Consider the following 23853-nt stretch of genomic DNA (forward strand, 5'->3'; position numbering starts at 1 on the left):
TAGCATCCTGTGACGTCACCGTTCCGCCCAGTGTCACCGAATCACCTTCTATGACTAACTCTGCACCTGTACCTGTCTTACCTGTCAAAGAAACTTGAGGGCCCGTCACTCTCAGACGCTGACCCGCCAGCAACTGACTGTCTTGCCCGCTGCTCACTTGAGTACCACCGGCCAGCACAACCTCACCCGTCGACTGCACCGTCCCAGAAATGTCCAGATGCTCACCCTGTACCGTCAGGTCTCCAACACTCTCCAACACACCTGTTATAGAAGAGGCTGCCGCATCAATAACTACAGTCTTACCTTGCGCTTGTCCTCGGTGAACTACTTTTTCACCGCTAACTAGTAGGCTAGAACCCGACTTAATTGAGCCGCTAGTGTCTATATGAGGGCTACTTAAAGTCAGGTTATCTACGGCGCTAAGATCCGTTTCTTCTGTTGATTTCAAACGCTCATTTGCTCTCAGCACTGCTTGCTCTGTTCTTGCAGTGCTACCAAATGTCAGGGCATCAGCAGAAACACTCATTTGCTTTGTTTGTATTGTTCCAGAGCCCGTTACACTCAACGTCTTTCCTGACACATCCAATGTCTCGGCTACCGAAATAGATCCTTGGTTTTCAAGACGGCTCACATTACTCCATTGAGCATTTTGAGTATTTAACGAGCTGCTAGCATTCAACTGGCTACGACTGACTTTTGCCTCCAGATCGATGGTATCGATCTGACTTCCCAACAACGTCAAACCATCAGCATCCAAGTCTACATTCTGTCCTGCCGCAACTTTTGCATCCTGGATAGCTACTTCTGCCCCTTCAATTGACAATTCAGTTTTGATACGTTGTTCGCCTTCAATAACCACATTGTCTTGGCTGCTAATCTCTAGTGATTTAGCGCTATCCACTCTTCCTAGGCGAACCTCACCGTTAGCACTAATTGTGATGTTTCCCTGAGAAGTTGACAGTTCACCAACATTAACCCCAACACCATCTTCTGTTGCAATTAAAGCGATACGACCCGCATACATCCCTCCAATAGATGAAGTATCTATCGCCAATTGAGGTTTGTTTGAGGGGCTATGCTCTTGTTTGATGGTTTTGTTCGTCAAATATTCAACTTGATTACTTCCCGTAATGATAGATAGATCATTAGCGTGAATAGCCGCATTTATTTCTGCTGTGCGACTTATAATGTCAAAATAAGTTTGATTTGAGGCATCCAGCCCAAGCCCTTCGATACTTACCGAACCTTCGGCTACATTAAATCCACTTAAAGCGCCCTTCTCAAACTCAGGCGTACCTGTTGAGAAGGTCACCCGAGGTGTATTGATAAAACCACACCCGTCACAAGTAATTCCGTATGGGTTTGCAAGAATAACATTGGCACTTTGACCAAAAACCTCGGTATACCCCTCAAGCTTACTTCTGTTAGCTCCTGTCACTTCATTCAAGATGACACTGGCGGATTTTCCGTTTAAGTTGGGATTGTTCTGTAACAAACCACCAAGCTGTGATTGCGCTAATTGCGCAGTCGAGTTATTGAGGATAAGTCCCTTCGAATCTACGTTAAACTGTTGATACTTGTTATGAGACAAACCGTTGCTGTCTGGTGTCGCGATATTAACCACTTCTACACCATTGCCAGCCGCAACTTTCGATGTGTTTACTACTGAGGTATCGATTACCACATTAGCCATCGCTGGCTGAAGTGTCATCAAACAGCATAGTGTATAGGTCAGAGTCACCTGACTAAAAGTCAAACGTTTATCCATAGAAGAAAGCCTTATACTCAAATCGACAGTTCAAGTCGGTAATAGACAACGTAATCATCAGCTTTAAGCTGAGACGGAAAAGCCAAGGGGAGGCCTAAAGAAAGGGAGCTAGATGCATGCTTCGATCTTGTTTTAACCCCAAAGCTAGCACCGGCAAGCGAACCGCGTTCTGATTCATCAGTTGGATCTTTAGCTATGCTTCCCATATCTAAGGCAGCATTAAGCGAGATTTGTCCTAGGTAAGGGTATTGGCTTACATTTTTTGTTAGGTCATTACGCCAGTAATAACCTTGATCTCCAGATAAGGATTTACCTTTAAAGCCTCGAACCGAGTATTCGCCACCAATACTAATTCGCTCTGCGCCATACAGGGTGTCATTGCTCCACTGACCAAAAAATGTACTAGAAAAAATAAGTTCATTCGCCAGAAAATGGGTATAGCTTCCAGATAGAGTTCCTTTTGAGAACTGAGCTCTTGGAATAGTAGGGTCTGAAGACTGATTCTCTTCACCACCAAACCAATCAGTCCCTAAAGAATATTTAGGAGAGACCGTTAAGAAACCATCACCCAAGCGCGTGCTGTGTTCCCATGAAAATGAAGCAGAAGACAAATCTCGTGAGCTAGATTCAAGCAATTGATCAAGTAGGTAGTTTTTTTCCCGTCGATGATTAATTCCAAGTCTAAAAGAAGACTTACTCCTATCATCTCGATAAAATAACCATTTTATATCTGCATCATGACTATTTGTTTTTCCAGACGCATCAAAGACAAAGTCATTACTTGTGAAATTGGTGCTGTATTTACTGAACGCTGACCTGTAGCCAATATTCCAATAACCGACTGGGAAGTCGAGGCTCAAGTATAGGCTCTCGGAATCTCTAGAATCGATAAAAGCGGCACTCTGAGTGGCTGAAATTGTCCATTTGTCAAATAAATTCAGCATATCTTCCGCCGAGACACTGAGCGATAATTGCTCTTCGCCCGTCGATTTTTGGCCACCATTGCTTAAACCGGCACTAGCTGAGACTATTCGACCTGATTCAGTTTTTATATCAACAATCGAGTAGCCTTGTTTTTTACCTGGCAGAAACTGAATTTGAGCATTATAACGAGACAATCGATTTATCTGTTCTAAACCTTGCTCAATATCCCTTAAATTAAGCACTCTTCCCACGGCTCTTGGAAGCACCATATCCAAACTGGACGAAGGAGCACTATTTAGTAGTATCTTTTCTATTTTACCTTCCAGAATTACTATCTTAAGTACTCCAGAACTAAGATCCTGAGGAATGAGGAAAGCGCGTGAGGTAACGTAACCACTCTTAACATAATGGTTTGTAATTATCCTTAAGTACTCATTGATTTCATTCAAGCCAATACATGATGGGGAAAAGTTCAGCCAATGAATCAATTCTTCGTCAGAGTAAATCTCGTTACCCTCGAAGAGCAAACTATTCACTTCAAAGCATTCCGCTGATTCTACGCTGTCATTTTTTGGCAAAGTAGGGACATTGTGTAACTCACTAACGGAATCGTTTGCTTTTTCTAACTGCTCTAATCTGATTGCTTGCTCTCTTTCTTGCTCAGCAAGAGTAGAAGGAGACACTACATTTATGGGGGTTGAAGCCATGCTCAAGTTAATTGACATAACAACAAAAACACCGAGTGCGGTCGCTTTAACACCACACTGGAAAGACAACATATTTTACCTGCCAACCAAACGTTATTTTTTTGTAAAATGAATAGCTTCATTTCTTATTTATGAGCCAAGTACAATAACATTTGATTATAATTTGACAAGATCAAATTGACTAAAAATAAATCAAATAAACATGTTGCATATTAATCTAAAAGAGATGATTAGAATCAGGATAATTAAAAAAGCCCCGCTCTAAGAGCGGGGCTTTTTAGTTTCAAAATCTTATTACAACAGTACCAAGTACGTCAGGAATATAGCCGATAGAGCGTAAATCACCGGATGCACCTGTTTACCTTTACCTGCCACAACCATGGTAAATGCATAGCTGATAAAACCCATCGCCATACCGTTGGCTGGTGAAAAACTTAGAACGGTGAACATGATGGTAAAGAATGCCGCAATGCGGGATTCTTTTTGTTCCCAGCTAATTTGCCCTAAACGCCCGATCATATAGATGCCAACAACGACCATCGCTGGCGCCACCATGGCGGCTGAAAAAATCGAAAACAATGGATATAGGAATAGAGAGACTAGGAACAAGCCCGCAACCATCACGGCGGCCAATCCGGTTTTGGCACCCTGAGAAGAGGCAATGCCAGACTCTGAGAAGGCAGTGATAGAGGTGGTTCCCAGAACTGAACCAATCACCGTGCCACCCGCATCTGCAACCAATGCAGAACGTGCATTGGGCACTTTGCCATCCTTATCGATGATCCCTGCATCACGGCCAACACCAACAATCGTACTCAGGCCATCAAAGAAATCGACAATCAGGAAAATAATCACAATAAACAACAGGTCAAACATTTTGTCCGCCGTTAATCCTGAAAAATCAAACACCGCACCAAAGCTGCCCGCTAAGCTTGGCGGAGCAGAGACCAATTGCTCTGGAATCGGCGCGTTGTTGGTCCCCATCACCATGTCAGCAAAGACAGTTAACACAATAGCAGTAACAAAAGAAATAAAGGTCGCGAGCTTAATATCGCGCACCATGCAACCCAAAGCGACAAAGATACTGATGTAAGCAATGATGACCTGTGGGTCTGTCACCTTGCCCATGCTGACCAAAATGATCGGGTTAGAAACAATAATGCCGGCATTTTTAAGACCAAGAAAGGCAATGAACAATCCAAGCGAAACGGTAATCGCCAGCTTAAGATCTTCTGGTATCGACTCAATCATCGCTTTGCGGATATTGGTCATCGACAGAATCAGGTACAACACACCGGATAGAAAGATACCAAACAGCGCTTCATGCCACACCAAGGCAACTGAGCTACTCAGTAACATCCCTTTGAAGAAGCCATTCATGCTCATGCCTGGTGCCAGCATCACCGGGTAATTACCCCAAATGCCCATGATTAGCGTTGCCACTGCCGCTGCGATCGCCGTCGCCGTAAACACCGCACCTTTATCCATGCCGGGAATGCTACCCAGAATGGCTGGGTTAACCGCCAGAATATAGCTCATTGCCAAAAACGTAATAAAGCCTGCGTACAGCTCAGTACCTAGGGTGGTGTTACGTTGAGTGATTTTAAATACCGATTCCAGTACACCGGACTGATTCTGGTTTTTCAGGGTTGATTCGAGACTCACAATGAAACCTTTACAAGTGGAGTAAATAGTAAACGGATCCAATGCTGTATGAAGAGAAAAGGGGCAAAGCAACTGTAGTCACCGAGATAGGCTCAGCGGTAGAAACGTCCAATCCATTCCATCAGACATATACAGCATTTAATCGTTTGCGCGGATTTTAAGGATCTTGAGTGAAATCTCAATGGTTTTGTGCAAATTTAGCAAACGTTTGCTTCGAGCGTGTATTGGTCACACCAATACTAGGTTCATTCACTACTGAACGTAAAACCGAACTGGAACCGTCCAAGTTAAGGTCGCACCGCTGACTTCATCTGGTGGTAATGGCAATGGCATAGCACGGTAGACAAGATCCACCGCTTCTTTATCGAGCGATTCTGTTCCGCTACTGCGTACCAGTTTGACGCCCAGTACTTGCCCCGCTCTATCCATAGTAAAAGTAATCAAGGGCACACCTTGTTTACGCATCCGCTTAGCGCGGCGCGGATACTGCTTGTGCTGCTCAAGGTGCAGCACCAGTTGCTGCTTCCAACTCATCTTAACTTGTTTGAGGTGTTGGCTAAATGCCCCAGACACGCCTTGAATCTGCTTATGTTCTTTTTCGACTTCAAGCTTGGGAGCGCTCTTTTTAATCTGAGCGACCGAAGCCTTTTGGCTGACTGAAGGTGTCTCGGCTTGCGGCGTTTCCAACTGTTTTTGAACCTGTGCAACAGGTTTGCTCTCTACTTTCGTTTTTGGCTTCGTCTCTATTGGTTTTTCAGGCGTCGCAATCTCTGAGGAGCGCTGTGCTTCTTTGGCTATAATCGGAGATGGCTCCGGCACACTCTCGACCTCTTGTTGGATCTTCTGTTGTGGATCAATCGGCTCTGTACGAGCCATTGATGCCATAGAATCCATCGACTCATTTTGCTCAGGACCAGAGTTTAACGCGGGCTTTTCAACATGTGGCGCCGCGACGGGTGCAACCAAAGCAACACTGACGGGAATCGCTGCTGGCGGCTGAATAAATTTAGCTTTAGGTTGGTACAAATAATATACCGCAACAGCCAGATGAAAACCGACACTAATGATGATTCCAGGTAGCAACCATGGGCCAAAGCTATCATGCGCTATGGATCTTCCTAACTGACTGCCTCTCATTTCTCTGGTTGTTCCAATCCGACCAGAGCGATCTGTACATAACCCGCTGCAACCAAAGCGTTCATCACTTTCATCAAGCTTTGGTAATCCAGTGCTTTGTCAGCACGTAAATAGATCCGCTGCTCTTTATCAGGCAGCACTTGGGCTAGCGCTTGAGGCAGTTGTTCGAGAGTCACCGTACTCTCCTCGCCTAATGTCAGCGCCAGATCAGTGCTAACAGTCAAGTAAAACGGAGCCTTAGGTTGAGGTGTCGGTGCAGCCGAAGACGTGGGTAAATCGACCGGTATATTGACCGTCGCCAGTGGTGCCGCGACCATTACAATGATCAGCAACACCAGCATGACATCAACAAACGGCGTGATGTTGATCTCATGATTGACCACCAACTCGTCCTGCTGCGAAGCAACTTTAAATCCCATCTCTATGCTCCGCTCAGGCTGCCAACTTTTTTCCATCGATAGAAACGGGCTCTCTATCGAGATCTCGGCTCACCAGTACCATCAGCGCTGCAGAGATATCTGCCATAAGCGCGCGATACTGGCTGACACCGCGAGTAAAGTGGTTATAAAGCACTACCGCAGGAATCGCGGCCACCAAACCAATCGCCGTTGCCAACAACGCTTCTGCAATCCCCGGCGCTACGACAGCTAATGTGGTGTTTTGAGATTTGGCGATGCCGATAAAGGCATTCATGATCCCCCAAACGGTGCCAAATAGCCCGACAAAAGGGCCAACGGAGCCCACTGTTGCCAGCACTCCTGTACCTCCAACCATCGCACTGCTTAAACCAGCCTGAACACGTTCGAGCCTGAGCTGTAAGCGCTCTTTGATACCGTCCTCATTATCTGCTCGGGCAGACAACGCCAGTTCTTTTTCTGTAGCTTCAATCAACGCCAGCCCAGCGCCTTCTGCACTGCCGCAGCGCAGCTTGCCTTCGACCAAGGTTTCAGAATCAAGCAATTCATTAACAATATGACGCGCACGGCGACACGCTAGGTTCAACTGGATTTGCTTTGCGATACCGATCGCCCAAGTCACGCCTGAGGCCACCAGCAGTAAAATCATCACCGCTTTGACCACCCAGTCAGCCGATTGATACATGCCATAGGGGGACATGTCGTGTTGAGCAGTAGCGGCGACCAAATCCGGTGGCGACATGTTGTCGCTCACCGGTGCAGGAAGCGCAGAGATTTCAGCCTTCTCTGCGATGGTCGCATTTTCCTGCATAACGGGTTGTGACCCGCTTTCTGACGTTGTTTCAGCCCAGCTGAATGGGGCCGCTAAAAAAAAGCAAATAATCAGTAGTGATCTGGATAAGCATTCCATTGTTTTACTCACATTCGGTTTATCTGTGCGCACTATGCCTAGCCAAACACGTGCACCTCTATCAGTAACACCGAACCACAATGAAAAATCCGTAAAAGTTTTTTAATTATTTTTTGAAAAAACAATAAGCCGTTGATTATTTTCAGAATCTTTTTTCTAGTTTTAGACTGTATTGATGCTGCTTGTAGCTGTATGCCCAATCAACATTACTCTTGGTCTGATTGGCTTTGACTTCGATGAGCGGTTGAAATCCGGCAAACAGCTCTGGCAGCGTCACCACTAAGGTATAATTTTGCTCAGTATCGTCGCGCCGCTCACCAAGCACCGCATTGAAGTCACCATAAATACGTTGCCTCAGCGAAGCGAATAAGGTCACATCAGTGTTCAGCGATGTGAAGGTTTTATTCACGCCCAATCGACCTCCCCACAAATCGTACTCATGCACCGCCTGTCGATTTTGTTTCAGTGTCCAGTCTAAGCCACCAAACAATAGCCACTCATCGGGTAACTGATGCCAATAAGTGCCAAAGACCGACCACTGCCAGTCGGACTGGTAAGCAAAGGTTTGATTACGATAATCGAGATATTCACCTTTTACTTCAAATTTGATGGCAGAAGTCTGACCAAGATTAGCAAACCAATCTGCCTTGAAACCGCCCGAAGCAAACAGAGCCTGATTCGCTAAGGCGCGATACTCGAACTGCGGCGCAATACTGATCTGATGTTTGGCGGTCTGATAGCTGTAGCCAAAGGTCACATTTAAGGTCTGCTCGTTATGTTCTTTGTGGTTCTGGTAATTGGTGCCATAGGCAAAGCTGCGTAGCTGCAAGCCATGATGACCACTAAGCGAAAAGCGTCGATTTAAACTGGCGTCGTAGTCAATACCATAGGCAGATTTAACCTTGGGCGCGCTACGCTCTAAAAAGCACTGACCATTGGTGAAATAGACCAGACATTCATAGTGTTTCGAGGACAAATTCAGGTTGTCGTTGTAAGTCGGCCCAAATGAAAATGCACCTTGCCAATCATCACGATACTCCAGTGCACTAACGAAGCTTTCTACCGTATTCCGGACTCCCGCCGCTCTTGGATTATCAGCAGGTAAACGGTTGAGGATGTCATTAAACAACGACAAAGAAGCACTGTTTTCTCTGTCTTCAAACCAGACGCGAGCTAACTCCAGTTCTGCGGGCAAAAAGTTTTCCTGCATCTCAAGTAATGTCGTGTAGTGCGTTTCTGCCCGATCATAATCACGCGCATTGCGTGCCAGTGCCCCCGATGCGTAGTGCACCAGCATAGGATCAAAATCCGCCAACGTCATATACCTTTGCAGCAGATTATCTGCCAGTGCCCATTGACGTTGCCTGACCGCGAGATGCAATGCCGGTCCAAGCTCATTAGCGGTATTCTCTACACTCGACTCAGTGCTTGATGCCGACTGTTCGGCTAGGCGTTCTTTTTCCAGTTCTTCTTCGATAAGAGCACTTTCGTTCTGACGGGAAGATAACGCGTCACGTTGCTGGATACGTAAGTCGGTATCCTGATCCGCATAAGAGCAAGAGGAGTAAATAGCGCTCACCATAAACAGTGAGCCAAGAATAAAGTTACGGTCGATTTTCATTGATGTGTTTCAATCGGAGAAAAAATGGGAGCAAGTCACTTGCTCCCCAAAAGAGAAAGACAAAAACAAAAATTAGTTTTTGCTACCGCCAAAGGCAGTATTGAGCGTGCTGTCGCCAGCAAACTTAGCAAAGCCAGCTAGAAAAGCGGCATCCGCGCCAAAGAAGTGGCCCTGAGAGTGACCGATAGACATGCCATTCGCCACAGCTGTTCCAGAGAATTCCGCTGTAGAGGCATTAATAGCATTGTTGTACAGATTGATCGCCAAATTGCTGTTTGAAAGAGCACCGTTAAGTGTTTGAGCACCAAAATCCGCCGTGAACTGGCCGCTCAACGTCGTACCATTATTGATGCCAGCGACTGTATAGGTCGCTGAACCAGAGGTAGGTACCGTCGTGCCTGTGTCATTGCCCACGTAGTACACTGCACGATCCACAGCTTGACCATTTTCAGTACCTGAAGACCATTCACCAAACCAGATATCTTGACCCGCAACCTGAGAGAAAACGTATTTAGAGTTGTTGTGGTCACTGCCAGAGGTATACACATCACCATTTTGGCTAGCAAGAACAGTTAGACCATCAAAGTCGACCTTCTTACCACCTGTGCTACCGATACCTGCTTTACCTTTAGAGTGGATAAACGGAACCCAGACTTCAGATTCACCCACCTGACGCTGTGAACCATCACTGATGGCACCATCAAAACCAGCATGTGCCAGTGAGCTTAGGCCCAGCATGGCCGCTGAAATCCATGAAAGTTGTACGATTTTCATTATTCAATCCTTATAGGCTATATGTTGTCATCTGCTGCTCAGACGTCGCTATCCGCTGTCTTCAACAGCTTCATTCCATACACCGGATGAAACAGAGGAACCCGTAAATAAGCATGAAAAAAACCGCAGTCTTAGCTGCGGCTTTTTGGTTGAAGTTAGAATCGGCTGGTCAATTTGACGCTGATGGTTCGCCCCGGTGCTGGAATCCCAGTCACGGCTCCAGGTTCGAGATAGTACATATCGGTTAGGTTACTGCCCCGTACTTCAAACTGAAGGTGTTCGTTATAGGCGTAACCAATATACGCATCCACTGTGGTTACATGATCGCGTTGAATATAGTCTTCTGAATGACTGTCTGCCGCATAATAGGTGCGCGTTCCAGCAATCCACTTCTTGTTAAAGAATCGTGCCCCAAAATGAAAACTACCACTGATTTCAGGGGGGATTTTATTGGCAAGATAGTTAGTATCGCTAAAGCCACCACGTCGACATTGTTTATACTCCGCGGAGCCCGTGCTAGCAATGTCCGCCATAAAACGCTGCGTGGCTGCACTCTCATCACACACTTCGTATTCTAGATTGTAGGCAACGGATAAATCACCAAAATAATCGCCATCGTCATAATCCAGCTGCAACTCTAAGCCACTGGTACTCAACTTCTCTAAGTTGATAAAAGAGTCGGTCTTTACTGACGTATTTCTGTCCATCACATTTTCAATCACCTGATCAAAGTAGGTCAGTTTGATATTGGCGTGATCGAAATAGTAAACATAGCCTAGCTCCCAGAGTTTGGAACGCTCGGAGTTAAGTGGCGATGACACCGATGGCACCGCCGAAAAGCCAACCGTACTTTCAAACATACTAGGAAAGCGCAAAGATTCGGCGTAGCGAATATAACTACGGCTGTCTTCGGTCATTAACCAAGTTAGAGAAGCCGATGGCATCCAACCGCTGTCACTTGATTCGGTATTGGTATAGGTGCTGGCTGAAGACGCACTGATGGATTGTGCGGAGCAACTGCCCGCCACATAGTTAGGGTCGTTGGCAGCAGTAATACAGCCATTGTCTGATGCACTGTAGTTATTCTGCCCATCATGGCGCCACTCTGACTCAATATCTTCCACATAAGATGTGTGTGTCGCAGCGTCAGCGACTCCCTGAGCTACTAGCGCATCCTGCTCAACAACTCTGGCAGCTAACTGTGTCTGCACAACAGGAATAAGAATAGGAGGAACATCGTTTAACGCCTGTCTCAAATTTGCAATTTCTACGTTTAACGGGGTATTCTCATTTCTGATGCTACTTTCAATACCAGATAAATATTCCGCACGATTCTCCTCAGTAATCGGCACATTCATCTGATAAGAAAGCTTATAGCCTTCACTGCCATATTGGGATAACGCTTGAGTATCGCCTGCTGCCAAGCGATTTTTAACAAAGTTATCGACGGTTTTGTAGTAGCCATAACGAACACCCGCGTTAAAGATCAACGACTCCGTAGCCCGCCACTCAATATTGGCGCTGCCATTGTATTCCGTTCGCTCCCCCGCTCGCGCTTGTTCAAACTCCTCAATCACAGCGTTCAAGTCACCTTTAGGTGCCAGCTCATGGAATTGGTAGCTACCAGAGAGAGTGAAATCGACATCACCACCAAGCCGCATTTTGTTACTTATACTCAAGCCATAGCGATCTTCTTCAGCATTTATTCGTGCTGTGTTCTTAATGATAGTTGAACCATCTGTCAGACTATTGGGCGAACCAGACCCCGAATTTGAACTAACATCGGACAAGGTCACCCACAGGTTGGACTTAAAGTCGATATACGGATTATCAGGCTTAGAACGCAGTTTGATATTGTAGGCTTGCAGTCTGGTTTCATTTAACGGCCATTGAGCAATGCCAGATAGGTACCTAGCTTCATTTCGGCTTGCTAGGATTTCACCATGAATAATCTTGGTATAGCGAGCACCCAATTCAACTTTGGTATCATGACTGAGGTTGAAGGCAAACTTGCCTAAAAACGATTCCATCTCAGAAGAGGTGTTAGTCACTTCATCACCAGGGTGATAAACCAAAGCTAAGTGCTCTGGGCGAACGACTGTCTGTCGCCCTCCTAATTCTTCTCCTTCCTCCAAAGGCTGTCGGTAAAATCCCGCGTCATTCTTGCCTGAAAAATAGTTACCGCGATTACGATAAGCGTAAGCCGCCAGCCATTCCACTTTTGGCCCAATGCCCGACACCGCAAGTCGGTAAGCGGTATCTTCACCATTTAATGGATTATCATCCTGACGCTGATCAGGATTAATAACCAAAGCAGGGTCGCTATACAACAGTTCACTCGCAGGGTTATCGATGTTGGCATATTCCGGAATGGTGCTAACGTCTTGTCCTGTATATAGCCTCGGCTCTTCTGGTGCCGTTGAATTGCTGCTGCTTTCGACAATAAATTCCATACCAAACGTCTCGCCGGGTTGGACGATATCTCGTGGAGATAAAGTCGTAATTTCCACCGCTCCGCCCACTGAAGTGTTCACGTCTGGATTGATTTGCGCGCCTTTATGTACCGTCATGCCGCCAATCAGGTTTGGGTCGAGGAAACTCCGGTTAGACGCCCCGCGATAACCATTATTCACCGTAATCGCCTGCTCAGTACCATCAATAATCACAGGGACGCGTCCCGGCCCCTGAATACCGCGAATGTTCGGGTCAATACCACCGCCATTACGCGCATCGCCACTGTGCACGTTAGCCATCCCTTTGAAGATATCTGAGGCATCCGCCCCTTTGAAACGTTCAATTTCTTCCTTGCCACGATATTCAGTCGCAGTGTCTTTATCGTAGACATTGGCTTCCCCCGCTTCGTCTCGGCTTACGCCACCATCAAGACTGGTCCCGACCTGAATCGCATCCAGCGACCATTCATCACCACCGTCCACTAGATACGAGCCATCAACCTGCTTTTGCGCACTGAGTCCGGCATCCGCCAGTAAAATACGAAACGCGTCGTCTGGTTGATAATCTCCCTGTAAACCTAAGCTGTATTGACCCTGACTCAGGCTAGCGTCAATCGAATACTCAATACCTGCCTGAAGCGCAAACTGATTCAGTACGCTATCTAAGTCGCCTGCGGATATATCGAAATTCTGTGCCTGAGCAGATAGCGCCACAATCGGCAATGCTAGACAAGCCAAGCCGAGTTGAGTACGAATTGTCATAGACAAAAGGTTCGAGGTGAAAGGAGACGGCACGTTTATGTCCTTATTCGCTGGATTAACTAGTGATTACACCGAGCGAATGAGTCAAAGCCTCAATCGATAAGAGAAAAATTATGCAAGTTGTCAGTCACTCATGCACTTTTGCTGGAAATACTGACCCAAAAACGAGTACGGAAGTGCACTTCAATAGGCAACAGCTGGCGCAGGTTTTCCAGTGTTTGGTCGGTATCTCGAATCGAATACACGCCGGAGATACGCAACGCTGACAGCTCAGGGGATACCTTGATCACGCCGCGGCGATAACGGGACAGCTCTGTAATAAATTCCGGTAGCGGCGTATCGTGGGCGAGGATTTTTTCTTCTAACCACAGCGCATCCGTGGCGAGCAAGCTCTGCTTTCGGCCTTGATGGTAAGCGCTAAACTCGCTTTTCTCCCCAGCGAGCAGATGCTGGCCTTGTGCCTGTCGCTGAGACTTCGCGATTACTTCGCCTTCGAACACACTGACCCGCGTCTGTTCAGATTCAAGGCGAACACTGAACTTAGTCCCGATCGGCGTCACGCTGCCCTGTGGAGTGATAACATGGAAAGGCGTCAGGTGATGGCCAGTGGTGAGCATAATTTCACCTTCCATCAGGCGGATAATTCTCTGATGCTGATTGAAGTCGACACGCATACGACTGGCAGTATTGAGCACCACCACAGTGCCATCTGATAACCTTACCGGCTTTACTTCTCCTGTGGCGGATGCATATTCTGTTTCACCCTGTAGCATGGCAGCATCGCTAGAAAGCACCAAACTCATGGTGGCTAGAGAAACGCCTCCCCAAACCAACACTTGTCTGCGTGACACGCGTTGACGATAGGTTCCTAGAACCTTACTCCCCGAATGCGGATCCGGCAGTGAGGTCAGTTTTTGCTGTAATGACTCCATTTGCCGCCAAGCATAATCATTATCCGGGTGACGAGTACGCCAAAGATCCAATGCACGCTTATCCTGCTCGGTCACATCGTCAGACCACATGCGTGCCATCCATAAAGACGCCTGTTCAATTGATTTACGAGATACACGCTCCATGCTCAGTAATAACCTTCCATTGCAACCAACATGCAACCTTGCAACGCTTTGGCGACATACTTTTCCACTGAAGACACCGACACGTCCAGACGCTGAGCAATCTCCTTATAACTCAAGCCTTCCATCTGCCTCAGAACCAAAGCCTGACGGACTTTAAATGGCAGTTTATGCAACATCGCATCAATCTCCACCAGCACTTCCACCATCATGGTCTGAGTTTCCGGCGATGAGATCACATCCTCTGGCTGCTGTTCGAGCAGCTCTAAATAGGCTGATTCAATCCGGCGGCGGCGATAGAGGTCAATCACCAAGCCTTTCGCAATATGTGTCAGATAACGACGGGAATCTTTACGCTCGGGCAATTTACCACTAACGAGAAGGCGCAAATACGTGTCCTGAACCAGATCAGCACTGACTTGAGGGCAGCTCAATCTCCGCTGAATAAACAACGAAAGCCAGCCATGATGCTCTCGATACATGCTGTCCACTTCGTTGACATCCACAGGGCTGATGGCTGTCATAATTTGCCACTCCTTCTTTCAGTTGCATAAGATCACAAATGAAAATAATTATCATTAAAATTTATTCATAAGCAACGATTATTGAAAAAAAGTGTGCTATGGGAATTCAATCTACTGTCTAAATCATAAATAAATCAGTTAATTACGCTTAAAATTTAGACAAAAAATAATTTAACCACACAACACCCTATTTAAGGGACTGATTGATAAGGAGAAGTTGAGATCCATCAGAGGCATTCAACTGAGCATTCAACAGGAAGAAACGCGTCGATTATCTGCATTTTAAAAACAGCAGCTCACCACGCAAATACTTGTGATGATCCTACGGATCATGCTACTCTTCGCCTCCATTTTTCTGACCTTATTTTCATCACTTCGGTGATCCTTCATGGTCGGTGCTATCTTTAACATGTCGGCTTTCCAAGTCGGCACGATCAAACCAAACGTGGAATTGTACCTATGGGCAAAGGCACTCTTTATATCGTATCTGCACCAAGCGGCGCTGGTAAATCGAGCTTGATTTCAGCCATGCTGGAAACCAATCCGACTTACGCCATGAAAGTGTCTGTATCGCACACAACACGTGGCATGCGCCCGGGTGAACAAGATGGTGTCCACTACCATTTTGTACAGAAAGAGTATTTTGAAGAGCTGATCGACCAAGGTGCCTTCCTTGAATACGCCGAAGTGTTTGGCAACTACTACGGTACTTCTCGCCCGTGGATCGAAGAAAATCTCGATAAAGGCATTGATGTCTTCCTTGATATCGACTGGCAAGGGGCACGTCAAATCCGCGAGCAAATGCCTCAGGCGCAGAGCATTTTTATTCTGCCACCGTCTAATGGTGAGCTTGAGCGCCGCTTAAATGCTCGCGGTCAGGACAGCGATGCCGTTATCGCCAAGCGCATGGCCGAAGCAAAATCAGAAATTTCACATTACAACGAATATGACTATGTGATCGTCAATGACGATTTCGATAGCGCACTGATGGATTTTAAAGCCATCATCCGTGCAGAAAGATTGAAGCAAGATAAGCAAGCTGCTAAATATAAAGGCATGCTTGACGCGCTTTTAGCAGAATAAACAAGCTGTTTCTCAAGAAATACTGTCTCTGCATACTCTGAACTAGACACTGGGAACACAGAGACTGTATAATTTCTCGTCATACAAAATTTTAGTTAACTAATTTGGAGTCCTCATGGCACGCGTAACTGTTCAAGACGCTGTTGAAAAAGTTGGCAACCGTTTCGACCTAGTTCTCATTGCGGCTCGCCGCGCTCGTCAAATGCAAACTGGCGGTAAAGATTCACTAGTGCCAGAAGAGAATGATAAGGCAACGGTTATCGCTCTGCGCGAAATCGAAGAAGGCCTGATCACTAAAGAAATCCTAGATGCTCGAGAGCGTCAGGAACAGCAGGAACAAGAAGCAGCAGAACTAGCCGCTGTAAGCAGCATCGCTCACAGTCGTTAATCTGACTTTCTTCTCATCAACTATCTTCCGGGCCTAAAGTTTGTATCTATTCGATAGCCTAAAAGACGTTGCCCAAGAATACCTATCAGAGCCTCAAGTTGAGGCTCTGCGTCAATCTTATGTGGTAGCGAAAGACGCCCATGAAGGGCAAACCCGCTCAAGCGGTGAACCTTATATCATCCACCCCGTCGCCGTTGCTCGTATTCTGGCCGAAATGCGTCTGGATATTGAAACGCTACAAGCGGCTCTACTTCACGATGTCATTGAAGATACAGAAGTCACCAAAGAAGAGTTAGAAACTCAGTTTGGTACGACAGTGGCTGAGTTGGTTGATGGTGTATCTAAGCTGGATAAGCTTAAATTTCGAGACCGCAAAGAAGCTCAGGCTGAAAACTTCCGCAAAATGGTTCTTGCCATGGTGCAAGACATTCGCGTTATTCTGATCAAATTGGCTGACCGCACGCACAACATGCGCACCTTAGGTGCTCTTCGTGCTGATAAAAAACGTCGTATCGCCCGTGAAACGCTGGAAATATTCTCGCCGCTTGCCCATCGCTTAGGTATACACAACATAAAAACTGAGCTTGAAGAGCTCGGCTTTGAAGCGTTATACCCAAACCGCTACCGCGTTCTTAAAGAAGTGGTCAGATCGGCGCGTGGCAACCGTAAAGAGATGATCCAACGCATCCATAGTGAAATCGAAGGCCGTCTTGAAGAAGTCGGCCTCAAAGCCCGTGTGTTTGGTCGTGAAAAAAACCTCTTTTCCATCTATAACAAGATGAAAACCAAAGAGCAGCGCTTCCATACCATTATGGACATTTATGCGTTCCGCGTTGTGGTTGAGGACGCTGATACCTGTTATCGAGTACTCGGTCAGGTTCACAGTTTGTATAAGCCACGTCCAGGTCGCATGAAAGATTACATTGCGGTGCCTAAGGCTAACGGATATCAATCTATTCACACTTCGATGGTTGGCCCTCACGGCGTACCTGTTGAGGTCCAGATCCGTACCGAAGACATGGATCAAATGGCTGATAAAGGTGTTGCAGCTCACTGGTCTTACAAAGGTAATGGCGATCGCACTGGCACAACTGCGCAAGTGAAAGCTCAGCGATGGATGCAAAGCCTTCTTGAGCTCCAACAAAGCGCAGGTAATTCATTTGAATTCATCGAAAACGTGAAATCAGACCTGTTCCCAGACGAGATTTACGTTTTCACACCAAAAGGGCGCATTGTCGAATTACCAGTAGGGGCTACCGCTGTGGACTTCGCTTATGCTGTCCATACGGATGTGGGCAACACCTGTGTTGGCGCGCGAGTTGATCGTAATCCTTATCCTCTCAGCAAGTCGCTGAAAAATGGCCAGACGATTGAAATTATCAGCGCACCGGGAGCTCGCCCGAATGCAGCGTGGCTCAATTATGTGGTGACTTCACGTGCGCGCACCAAGATCCGTCAGGTTCTGAAAACCATGCGTCGCGAAGAATCGGTCACGCTTGGTCGTCGCCTGCTCAATCATGCGTTGGGCGATATGTCCCTGTCTGACATCGACGAAGAAAATATCAATCATGTACTTTCTGAGCTAAAAGTCGATAGCGTGGAAGACTTGCTGGCAGATATTGGTTTAGGTGAGCTGATGAGTATTGTGATAGCTCGTCGCCTACTGGGTGATGTCGATGAACTCACCGAAGTAGCAAGCAGCGATAGTAATAAGCCGAAGAAAAAACTGCCAGTCCGTGGAGCGGAAGGGCTACTGCTGACTTTCGCCAACTGTTGTCATCCAATTCCAGACGATCACATCATTGCCCACGTCTCACCGGGTCGTGGATTGGTTGTTCACCGTGAGACATGTCCAAATGTTCGCGGATATCAGAAAGAACCAGACAAATACATGGCCGTGGAATGGTCAGAAGAGTACGACCAAGAGTTCATCACTGAACTGTATGTTGATGTGCAAAATCGTCAAGGTGTTTTGGCTGAACTGACTAATGTGATCTCCAAAACTGGCTCGAACATTCATGGTCTTTCTACCGAAGAGAGAGATGGTCGACTTTACACAGTAACCGTATTGCTCACGACCAAAGATCGTGTTCACCTTGCTGGAATCATGCGTAAGATTAAAGCGATGCCGAACACACTAAAAGTGCGCCGTCGCAAAAACTAACGACATACTCGCACAGAGTTATGCCCTTGGAATGACAGTTTCAAGGGCTTTTATTTTACGACTACTATGAACTCAGAACGTTACAACCGAATCCAACAAGTTCTCAAGTCTCGTCAGGCTGACCTGACTTTCTGTCTTGAAGAAGTACATAAACCCAATAATGTTTCAGCAGTGATCCGCACCGCTGACGCAACTGGTATTCACAAAATTCATGCTGTATGGCCCAATGAGATGCGCACGCTCAGCCATACCTCTGCTGGCGCACGAAACTGGGTCGAAGTCGAAACCCACGATTCTATTGGTGAAGCGGTTGCCGAGCTCAAGTCTCAGGGCATGCAGATATTGGTGACTAATTTGTCTGAAACTGCAGTCGATTTTCGTGAGATCGACTACACCAAACCGACAGCGATTATTCTTGGTAGCGAGAAAATTGGCGCTTCAGAAGAGGCCAAACAACTGGCTGATCAGGATATTATCATCCCGATGATTGGGATGGTGCAGTCACTCAATGTCTCCGTCGCGAGCGCGGTTATCATGTATGAAGCTCAACGCCAACGCCAAGAAGCTGGCATGTACTCCAATCAAGTCAGCACATTACCGCAAGACACTATTCATCGCATTTTGTTTGAACGGGGTCATCCGGTCCTGGCCAAAGTCGCTAAACGGAAAGGACTGCCTTACCCATCATTGGATGAAGAAGGCCAGATCATCGCCGATGACGAATGGTGGGCAGAGATGCAGAAGAAGTAACGTTCCCCTTGTCGATCGTTCGTCATCCTCAAGAGTGAGGGACGAACGAGTTGGGGATCTCTTTTGGTGAATCAATGAATTAAGAGATTCCCTACTCCTTCCTTCGTCAGTCTATGGAATGACAGACTTTCACTTCTCCCTATATGAAATATACCTAAACAGGCTAGCTTTTCCCTCAATTTTTCCCTGTACAAAAACACAGCTCAGTGGTTAACTATTAGGGTAATCGCCTATGTAACTTACTGAATAACTTACCGAGCTTTGTTATGTCCCAATTACTATCTGCTATTCCTTTGACTTCTCTGAATGGCGTCGGTGCCAAAGTGGCAGAAAAACTGGCGAAAGTCGGGCTCAACTCAGTACAAGATCTTTTATTCCATCTTCCTCTGCGATACGAGGACCGCACTCGCGTTTACCCCATTGTTAAGTTGCATGCCGGGTTATGGGCCGCCGTGCAGGGTAAAATCATGAGTGTCGATACTTTGTTTGGTAAGCGCAAGATGTTGTCGGTAAAAATCAGCGATGGCAATGGCACCATTACGTTACGCTTTTTCAATTTCACAGCAGGCATGAAAAACAATTTTGCTGAAGGCAAAACTATCCACGCCTACGGTGAAGTCAAACGTGGCAGTTTTGGACTGGAAATCGTCCATCCCGATTATAAGTTTTACGCCCCAAATCAGCCTAATGAAGTAGAACAAAACCTAACGCCAGTTTACCCAACGACCGATGGTTTACGCCAGATCACTCTGCGTAACTTAACCGATCAGGCGTTGGATCTTATTGATAAAGCAGCAGTACAAGAGCTCTTACCATCCGGCCTATACAACCAGCAGGTATCACTGGCTCAGGCTCTACATACGATTCACAGGCCGACTCCTAACATCGATCTACAAGCCTTTGATGAAGGCAAACACCCAGCACAAATACGCCTGATCATGGAAGAATTACTGGCGCAGAATCTCTCAATGCTTTCCGTTCGCAGCAAAGGTCAGCAGGATGTTGCTCTGCCTTTATCTGAGCGTAACCAACTTAAACAGCAGTTACTCGATCAATTGCCTTTCTCACCAACCAAAGCACAATCACGCGTTGTCGCCGAAATTGAGCAAGACCTTGAGAAACCTCATCCGATGATGCGTTTGGTTCAGGGGGATGTCGGTTCTGGTAAAACCTTAGTCGCGGCATTAGCAGCACTACGAGCTCTGGAGCATGGTTACCAAGTAGCGTTAATGGCACCGACTGAACTGCTGGCCGAGCAACATGCGATTAACTTTGCTCAATGGCTGGAGCCTATGGGCATCAATGTTGGTTGGCTAGCTGGCAAACTGAAGGGCAAAACCAAAGAGGCTGAGCTGGCGAAAATTGCCAGCGGTGAAGCGCAAATGGTGGTCGGTACTCATGCGCTTTTTCAGCAACACGTCGCCTTTCATCACCTAGCCTTAGTCATCATAGATGAACAACACAGATTTGGCGTCCATCAACGTCTTGAACTACGTGAAAAAGGAGAGAAGCAGGGTGCATTTCCTCATCAGTTGATCATGACAGCAACACCCATCCCACGAACGCTAGCGATGACCGCCTACGCCGATCTCGAGACTTCCGTCATTGATGAGCTTCCCCCGGGGCGCACGCCTATCCAGACCGTCGCCATTCCAGATACGAAAAGAGATGATATTGTCGAACGAGTCCGTAATGCCTGCCTCAATGAAGGTAAGCAAGCATATTGGGTCTGCACACTGATCGATGAGTCAGAAGTATTGGAAGCTCAGGCCGCCGCCGATACTGCCGAAGAACTCCAAAGAAAGCTGCCTGACGTTAAAATCGGCTTGGTGCATGGCCGGATGAAACCAGCCGAAAAACAAGCCGTCATGCAAGATTTCAAAGACAACAAGCTGCACCTATTGGTCGCGACCACCGTGATTGAAGTGGGTGTGGACGTCCCTAACTCAAGCTTAATGATCATTGAAAACCCGGAGCGATTGGGATTGGCTCAGCTCCACCAGTTACGCGGGCGAGTGGGTCGAGGTAGTGTAGCCAGCCACTGTGTACTGCTCTACCATTCTCCATTATCTAAAACAGCACAAAAGCGTTTAGGAGTACTTCGCGAAAGTAATGATGGATTTGTGATAGCTCAACGCGATCTGGAAATTCGCGGCCCCGGTGAACTTTTGGGTACTAAGCAGACTGGAATGGCCGACTTTAAAATCGCCGATCTGGTTCGCGATCAGCATCTTATACCTGAAGTACAGCGTGTCGCACGTCATATTCATGATAACTTCCCAGACAACGCTGCAGCGATTATCAACCGCTGGTTAGGTGATAGAGATATGTATTCGAAGGCGTAAATTAAACGGGGACGCTTCGCTATGGAACAAGGACGTGGGAATGGACTTCGTCCTCACGGATAACTGGATAACAAAAAAAGAGGGTTGGCGTGAAAACGTCAACCCTCTTAGTTTGAATAAACAATACGGCATCTTAATATATGGAATGTTCGTGCATTATTCAGGTACTACTCGAACTAGTCATCCCGCTCTCCATCGGGCGAAGCGCAGCGATCCCGAGGACGAAGTACGTTCTCGCTCATTAGTCCTTAACCTTTAAAATCTCATCCCAAGGTAAGTTCTCATCACCAAGAACCAAGAAGTTTGGGTTTTCCAAGGTTTCACGCTCATTGTAGGACAGAGGCTCAAGCTGAGTACTTAGAATCCGGCCACCCGCCTCTTCAACAATGCACTGAGTCGCAGCGGTATCCCACTCTCCGGTCGGCCCAAGGCGGAGGTAGCAATCCACAGCACCCTCAGCGACCAAGCACGCTTTAAGTGCTGCCGATCCCAAAGGCACCAAATCATAATTCCAACCGCTGCTCATACGACTAGTAATACTATTGATGTCCTGACGACGGCTGATCGCAATCGCGATAGGGTGTGCCTTACCATCATGGTTGTGGGATTTGATCCGCACACTTTCATCCATATCGGGAATCTTCCATGCCCCTTTGTCTTTATAGGCATAGTAAGTCACACCAGACACAGGGCCATAGACGACGCCCATTACTGGTTGATGATTTTCGACCAGTGCAATAATGGTCGCAAAGTCTCCGCTGCGAGCGATAAATTCCTGAGTCCCATCTAGTGGATCAACCAACCAGTAGCGACTCCATTGTGAGCGTTTTTCGAGGCTGATGTCTGCCGCTTCTTCGGACAAAATCGGAATATCCGGTGTCAGTTCAGCAAGCTGTTCCATAATCAGCTTATGCGCCGCGATGTCGGCACTAGTGACAGGTGTTTCATCACTTTTGGTGTAGGCTTGGTACTCTTTTTTCTCATAAATATCGAGAATTAGTTGGCCTGCCGAGCGGGCAATATCAATTACGGCTGGCAAATGGTGGGAGAGGTCTTCTGTCATTGGCATAGTCAATCCTTCACGCTCTACATTGATTATGGTTTTAAGATACGTAGAGCAAGCATCAGCGCGGTTATACTGCGCGCCTCACAAAAATCGAGGTGAGTCAGAAGTTCTTCGGCTTGGGCGAGTGGCCAGCGAATCACTTCCAGTGGTTCCGGTTCATCCCCTTCTAGTTGTTCTGAGTATAGATCCTCTGCGATAAACAGGGTCATTTTGCTTGAGAAATAAGAAGGGGCGAGCACTACATCTTTCATTGGCGTCAGTTTGTTGGTACCCAAACCGATTTCTTCTTTTAGCTCTCGGTCTGCTGCTTGTGCTGGAGATTCTCCAGAATCAATCAAACCTTTGGGAAAACCAAGCTCATAACGCTCTGTACCCGCCGCATACTCACGAACCAGTAGTATGTCTCCTGCTGCGGTCACCGGTACCATCATGACGGCATTACGACCACTCGGTTTCATGCGTTCATAAGTCCGTTCGACACCATTGCTAAAACGTAAATCAAGTGCCTCAATAGCAAATAATTTGGATCGAGCTACTGTTTGTTTTTCCAAAATTTCTGGTGGTTTCCGTTTAGACACTTGCTTGCTCCTTAGCGGTAGAGGAAGTCATTAATATATGAGAAAACTGCTATGTTTGAAAACAAAAAAGGGCTGACTTTTTCGTCAACCCTTTGTAGTACATATGGTTAAATCTTATGTTGAACCATTTATCAGTAGTAAGAGTGCTCGCCACGATCGTGCTCTGTTGCATCGCGAACCGCAGACAGTTCTCCTTCGAACTGTTGCAGTAACTCTTTTTCAATACCTTCTTTTAGCGTCACGTCGACCATAGAACACCCATTACAGCCACCACCGAAGGCAACAATCGCAACACCGTCATCGGTAATCTCTACTAAGTTAACGTGGCCACCATGACCTGCTAACTGGGGGTTAACCTGCGTTTGGATTGCATATTCAACACGCTCAACCAATGGTGCATCATCAGAGACTTTACGCATTTTCGCGTTAGGCGCTTTCAACGTCAGTTGAGAACCCATCTTGTCAGTGACGAAGTCAATCTCAGCATCTTCAAGGAATGGTAGACTCAGCTCGTCAATGTAAGCGGAGAAACCTTCATACTTGATCTCAGTGTCTGAAGCTTCAATCGCTTCAGTTGGGCAGTAAGAAACGCCACATTCGGCATTTTGCGTCCCTGGATTCACAACAAATACGCGGATGTTTGTCCCTTCTGGCTGCTGGCTCAAAAGGTTAGCAAAGTGTTTTTGGGCATTTTCAGTAATAGTAATAGGATTTGACACGACGAATACCTGAGTAAATTTGTAGG

At 46.8% G+C, this 23853-nt stretch carries 20 protein-coding genes and 1 riboswitch; of the genes, 6 read left to right on the top strand and 14 right to left on the bottom strand.

All coding sequences use genetic code 11. The features are described from left to right. The 11 genes from OH455_RS18610 to OH455_RS18660 form a co-directional block, all read right to left on the bottom strand. A partial coding sequence (locus OH455_RS18610; protein WP_269982385.1) for a filamentous hemagglutinin N-terminal domain-containing protein occupies window positions 1–1768 on the bottom strand: 1768 nt, incomplete at its 3' end. A gap of 17 nt (window positions 1769–1785) precedes the next feature. Next, window positions 1786–3471 carry a ShlB/FhaC/HecB family hemolysin secretion/activation protein gene (locus tag OH455_RS18615; RefSeq protein WP_269982386.1) on the bottom strand — a complete coding sequence of 562 codons (1686 nt, stop codon included), beginning with the start codon at window positions 3469–3471 and terminating at the stop codon, window positions 1786–1788. A gap of 222 nt (window positions 3472–3693) precedes the next feature. Continuing rightward, on the bottom strand, window positions 3694–5064 hold the full coding sequence (locus OH455_RS18620; RefSeq protein WP_045976649.1) for an NCS2 family permease: 1371 nt from the start codon (window positions 5062–5064) through the stop codon (window positions 3694–3696). Window positions 5065–5119: 55 nt separating this feature from the next. Then, a riboswitch (purine riboswitch) is annotated at window positions 5120–5219 on the bottom strand. A 97-nt stretch (window positions 5220–5316) separates the two neighbouring features. Continuing rightward, window positions 5317–6201: a TonB family protein gene (locus tag OH455_RS18625; protein ID WP_269982387.1), complete on the bottom strand. Its 885-nt coding sequence runs from the start codon at window positions 6199–6201 to the stop codon at window positions 5317–5319. Further along, complete coding sequence (gene exbD, locus OH455_RS18630) at window positions 6198–6620, bottom strand: TonB system transport protein ExbD (protein WP_206371510.1); 423 nt, start codon at window positions 6618–6620, stop codon at window positions 6198–6200. The genes OH455_RS18625 and exbD overlap by 4 nt, the downstream gene beginning before the upstream one ends. Before the next feature lie 13 nt (window positions 6621–6633). Continuing rightward, window positions 6634–7608: a tonB-system energizer ExbB gene (gene exbB / locus OH455_RS18635; protein WP_269982388.1), complete on the bottom strand. Its 975-nt coding sequence runs from the start codon at window positions 7606–7608 to the stop codon at window positions 6634–6636. A 61-nt stretch (window positions 7609–7669) separates the two neighbouring features. Then, a complete protein-coding gene (locus OH455_RS18640) occupies window positions 7670–9148 on the bottom strand; it encodes a surface lipoprotein assembly modifier (protein WP_269982389.1) in 1479 nt (492 codons plus the stop codon). A 72-nt stretch (window positions 9149–9220) separates the two neighbouring features. Then, on the bottom strand, window positions 9221–9922 hold the full coding sequence (locus OH455_RS18645; RefSeq protein ID WP_269982390.1) for a Slam-dependent surface lipoprotein: 702 nt from the start codon (window positions 9920–9922) through the stop codon (window positions 9221–9223). A 155-nt stretch (window positions 9923–10077) separates the two neighbouring features. Next, window positions 10078–13170: a TonB-dependent receptor gene (locus OH455_RS18650; protein ID WP_269982391.1), complete on the bottom strand. Its 3093-nt coding sequence runs from the start codon at window positions 13168–13170 to the stop codon at window positions 10078–10080. A gap of 98 nt (window positions 13171–13268) precedes the next feature. Beyond that, entirely contained in the window at window positions 13269–14213 is a 945-nt protein-coding gene (locus OH455_RS18655) for a FecR domain-containing protein (RefSeq protein ID WP_269982392.1), read from the bottom strand. A 2-nt stretch (window positions 14214–14215) separates the two neighbouring features. Then, on the bottom strand, window positions 14216–14734 hold the full coding sequence (locus tag OH455_RS18660; protein WP_045976656.1) for a sigma-70 family RNA polymerase sigma factor: 519 nt from the start codon (window positions 14732–14734) through the stop codon (window positions 14216–14218). Between the two features lie 459 nt (window positions 14735–15193). Here OH455_RS18660 and gmk point away from each other — a divergent pair, with 459 nt between their 5' ends. From gmk to OH455_RS18690, 6 genes are all read left to right on the top strand, one after another. Beyond that, a complete protein-coding gene (gene gmk / locus OH455_RS18665) occupies window positions 15194–15817 on the top strand; it encodes a guanylate kinase (RefSeq protein ID WP_045976657.1) in 624 nt (207 codons plus the stop codon). 115 nt (window positions 15818–15932) lie between these two features. Beyond that, window positions 15933–16205 (top strand): DNA-directed RNA polymerase subunit omega, encoded by a 273-nt coding sequence (gene rpoZ, locus OH455_RS18670; protein ID WP_006957184.1) that lies wholly within the window; start codon window positions 15933–15935, stop codon window positions 16203–16205. A 40-nt stretch (window positions 16206–16245) separates the two neighbouring features. After that, window positions 16246–18369, top strand: a complete 2124-nt coding sequence (gene spoT / locus OH455_RS18675; protein ID WP_206371515.1) for a bifunctional GTP diphosphokinase/guanosine-3',5'-bis pyrophosphate 3'-pyrophosphohydrolase — start codon at window positions 16246–16248, stop codon at window positions 18367–18369. A 66-nt stretch (window positions 18370–18435) separates the two neighbouring features. Beyond that, window positions 18436–19119 carry a tRNA (guanosine(18)-2'-O)-methyltransferase TrmH gene (gene trmH, locus OH455_RS18680; protein ID WP_045976659.1) on the top strand — a complete coding sequence of 228 codons (684 nt, stop codon included), beginning with the start codon at window positions 18436–18438 and terminating at the stop codon, window positions 19117–19119. 266 nt (window positions 19120–19385) lie between these two features. Further along, window positions 19386–21464 (top strand): ATP-dependent DNA helicase RecG, encoded by a 2079-nt coding sequence (recG, locus tag OH455_RS18685; protein ID WP_269982393.1) that lies wholly within the window; start codon window positions 19386–19388, stop codon window positions 21462–21464. 40 nt (window positions 21465–21504) lie between these two features. Next, complete coding sequence (locus OH455_RS18690; RefSeq protein WP_269982394.1) at window positions 21505–21723, top strand: hypothetical protein; 219 nt, start codon at window positions 21505–21507, stop codon at window positions 21721–21723. Here the strand turns inward: OH455_RS18690 and cysQ are convergent. The 3 genes from cysQ to nfuA form a co-directional block, all read right to left on the bottom strand. Beyond that, window positions 21706–22533 carry a 3'(2'),5'-bisphosphate nucleotidase CysQ gene (gene cysQ / locus OH455_RS18695; RefSeq protein WP_206371518.1) on the bottom strand — a complete coding sequence of 276 codons (828 nt, stop codon included), beginning with the start codon at window positions 22531–22533 and terminating at the stop codon, window positions 21706–21708. The genes OH455_RS18690 and cysQ overlap by 18 nt on opposite strands. A gap of 26 nt (window positions 22534–22559) precedes the next feature. Continuing rightward, on the bottom strand, window positions 22560–23108 hold the full coding sequence (gene nudE, locus OH455_RS18700; RefSeq protein ID WP_269982395.1) for an ADP compounds hydrolase NudE: 549 nt from the start codon (window positions 23106–23108) through the stop codon (window positions 22560–22562). 131 nt (window positions 23109–23239) lie between these two features. Continuing rightward, on the bottom strand, window positions 23240–23827 hold the full coding sequence (gene nfuA / locus OH455_RS18705) for a Fe-S biogenesis protein NfuA (RefSeq protein ID WP_045976663.1): 588 nt from the start codon (window positions 23825–23827) through the stop codon (window positions 23240–23242). Window positions 23828–23853 lie beyond the last annotated feature (26 nt).

Origin of the sequence: Vibrio sp. T11.5, assembly GCF_027587155.1 — a bacterium.
Lineage (GTDB): Bacteria > Pseudomonadota > Gammaproteobacteria > Enterobacterales > Vibrionaceae > Vibrio > Vibrio neptunius.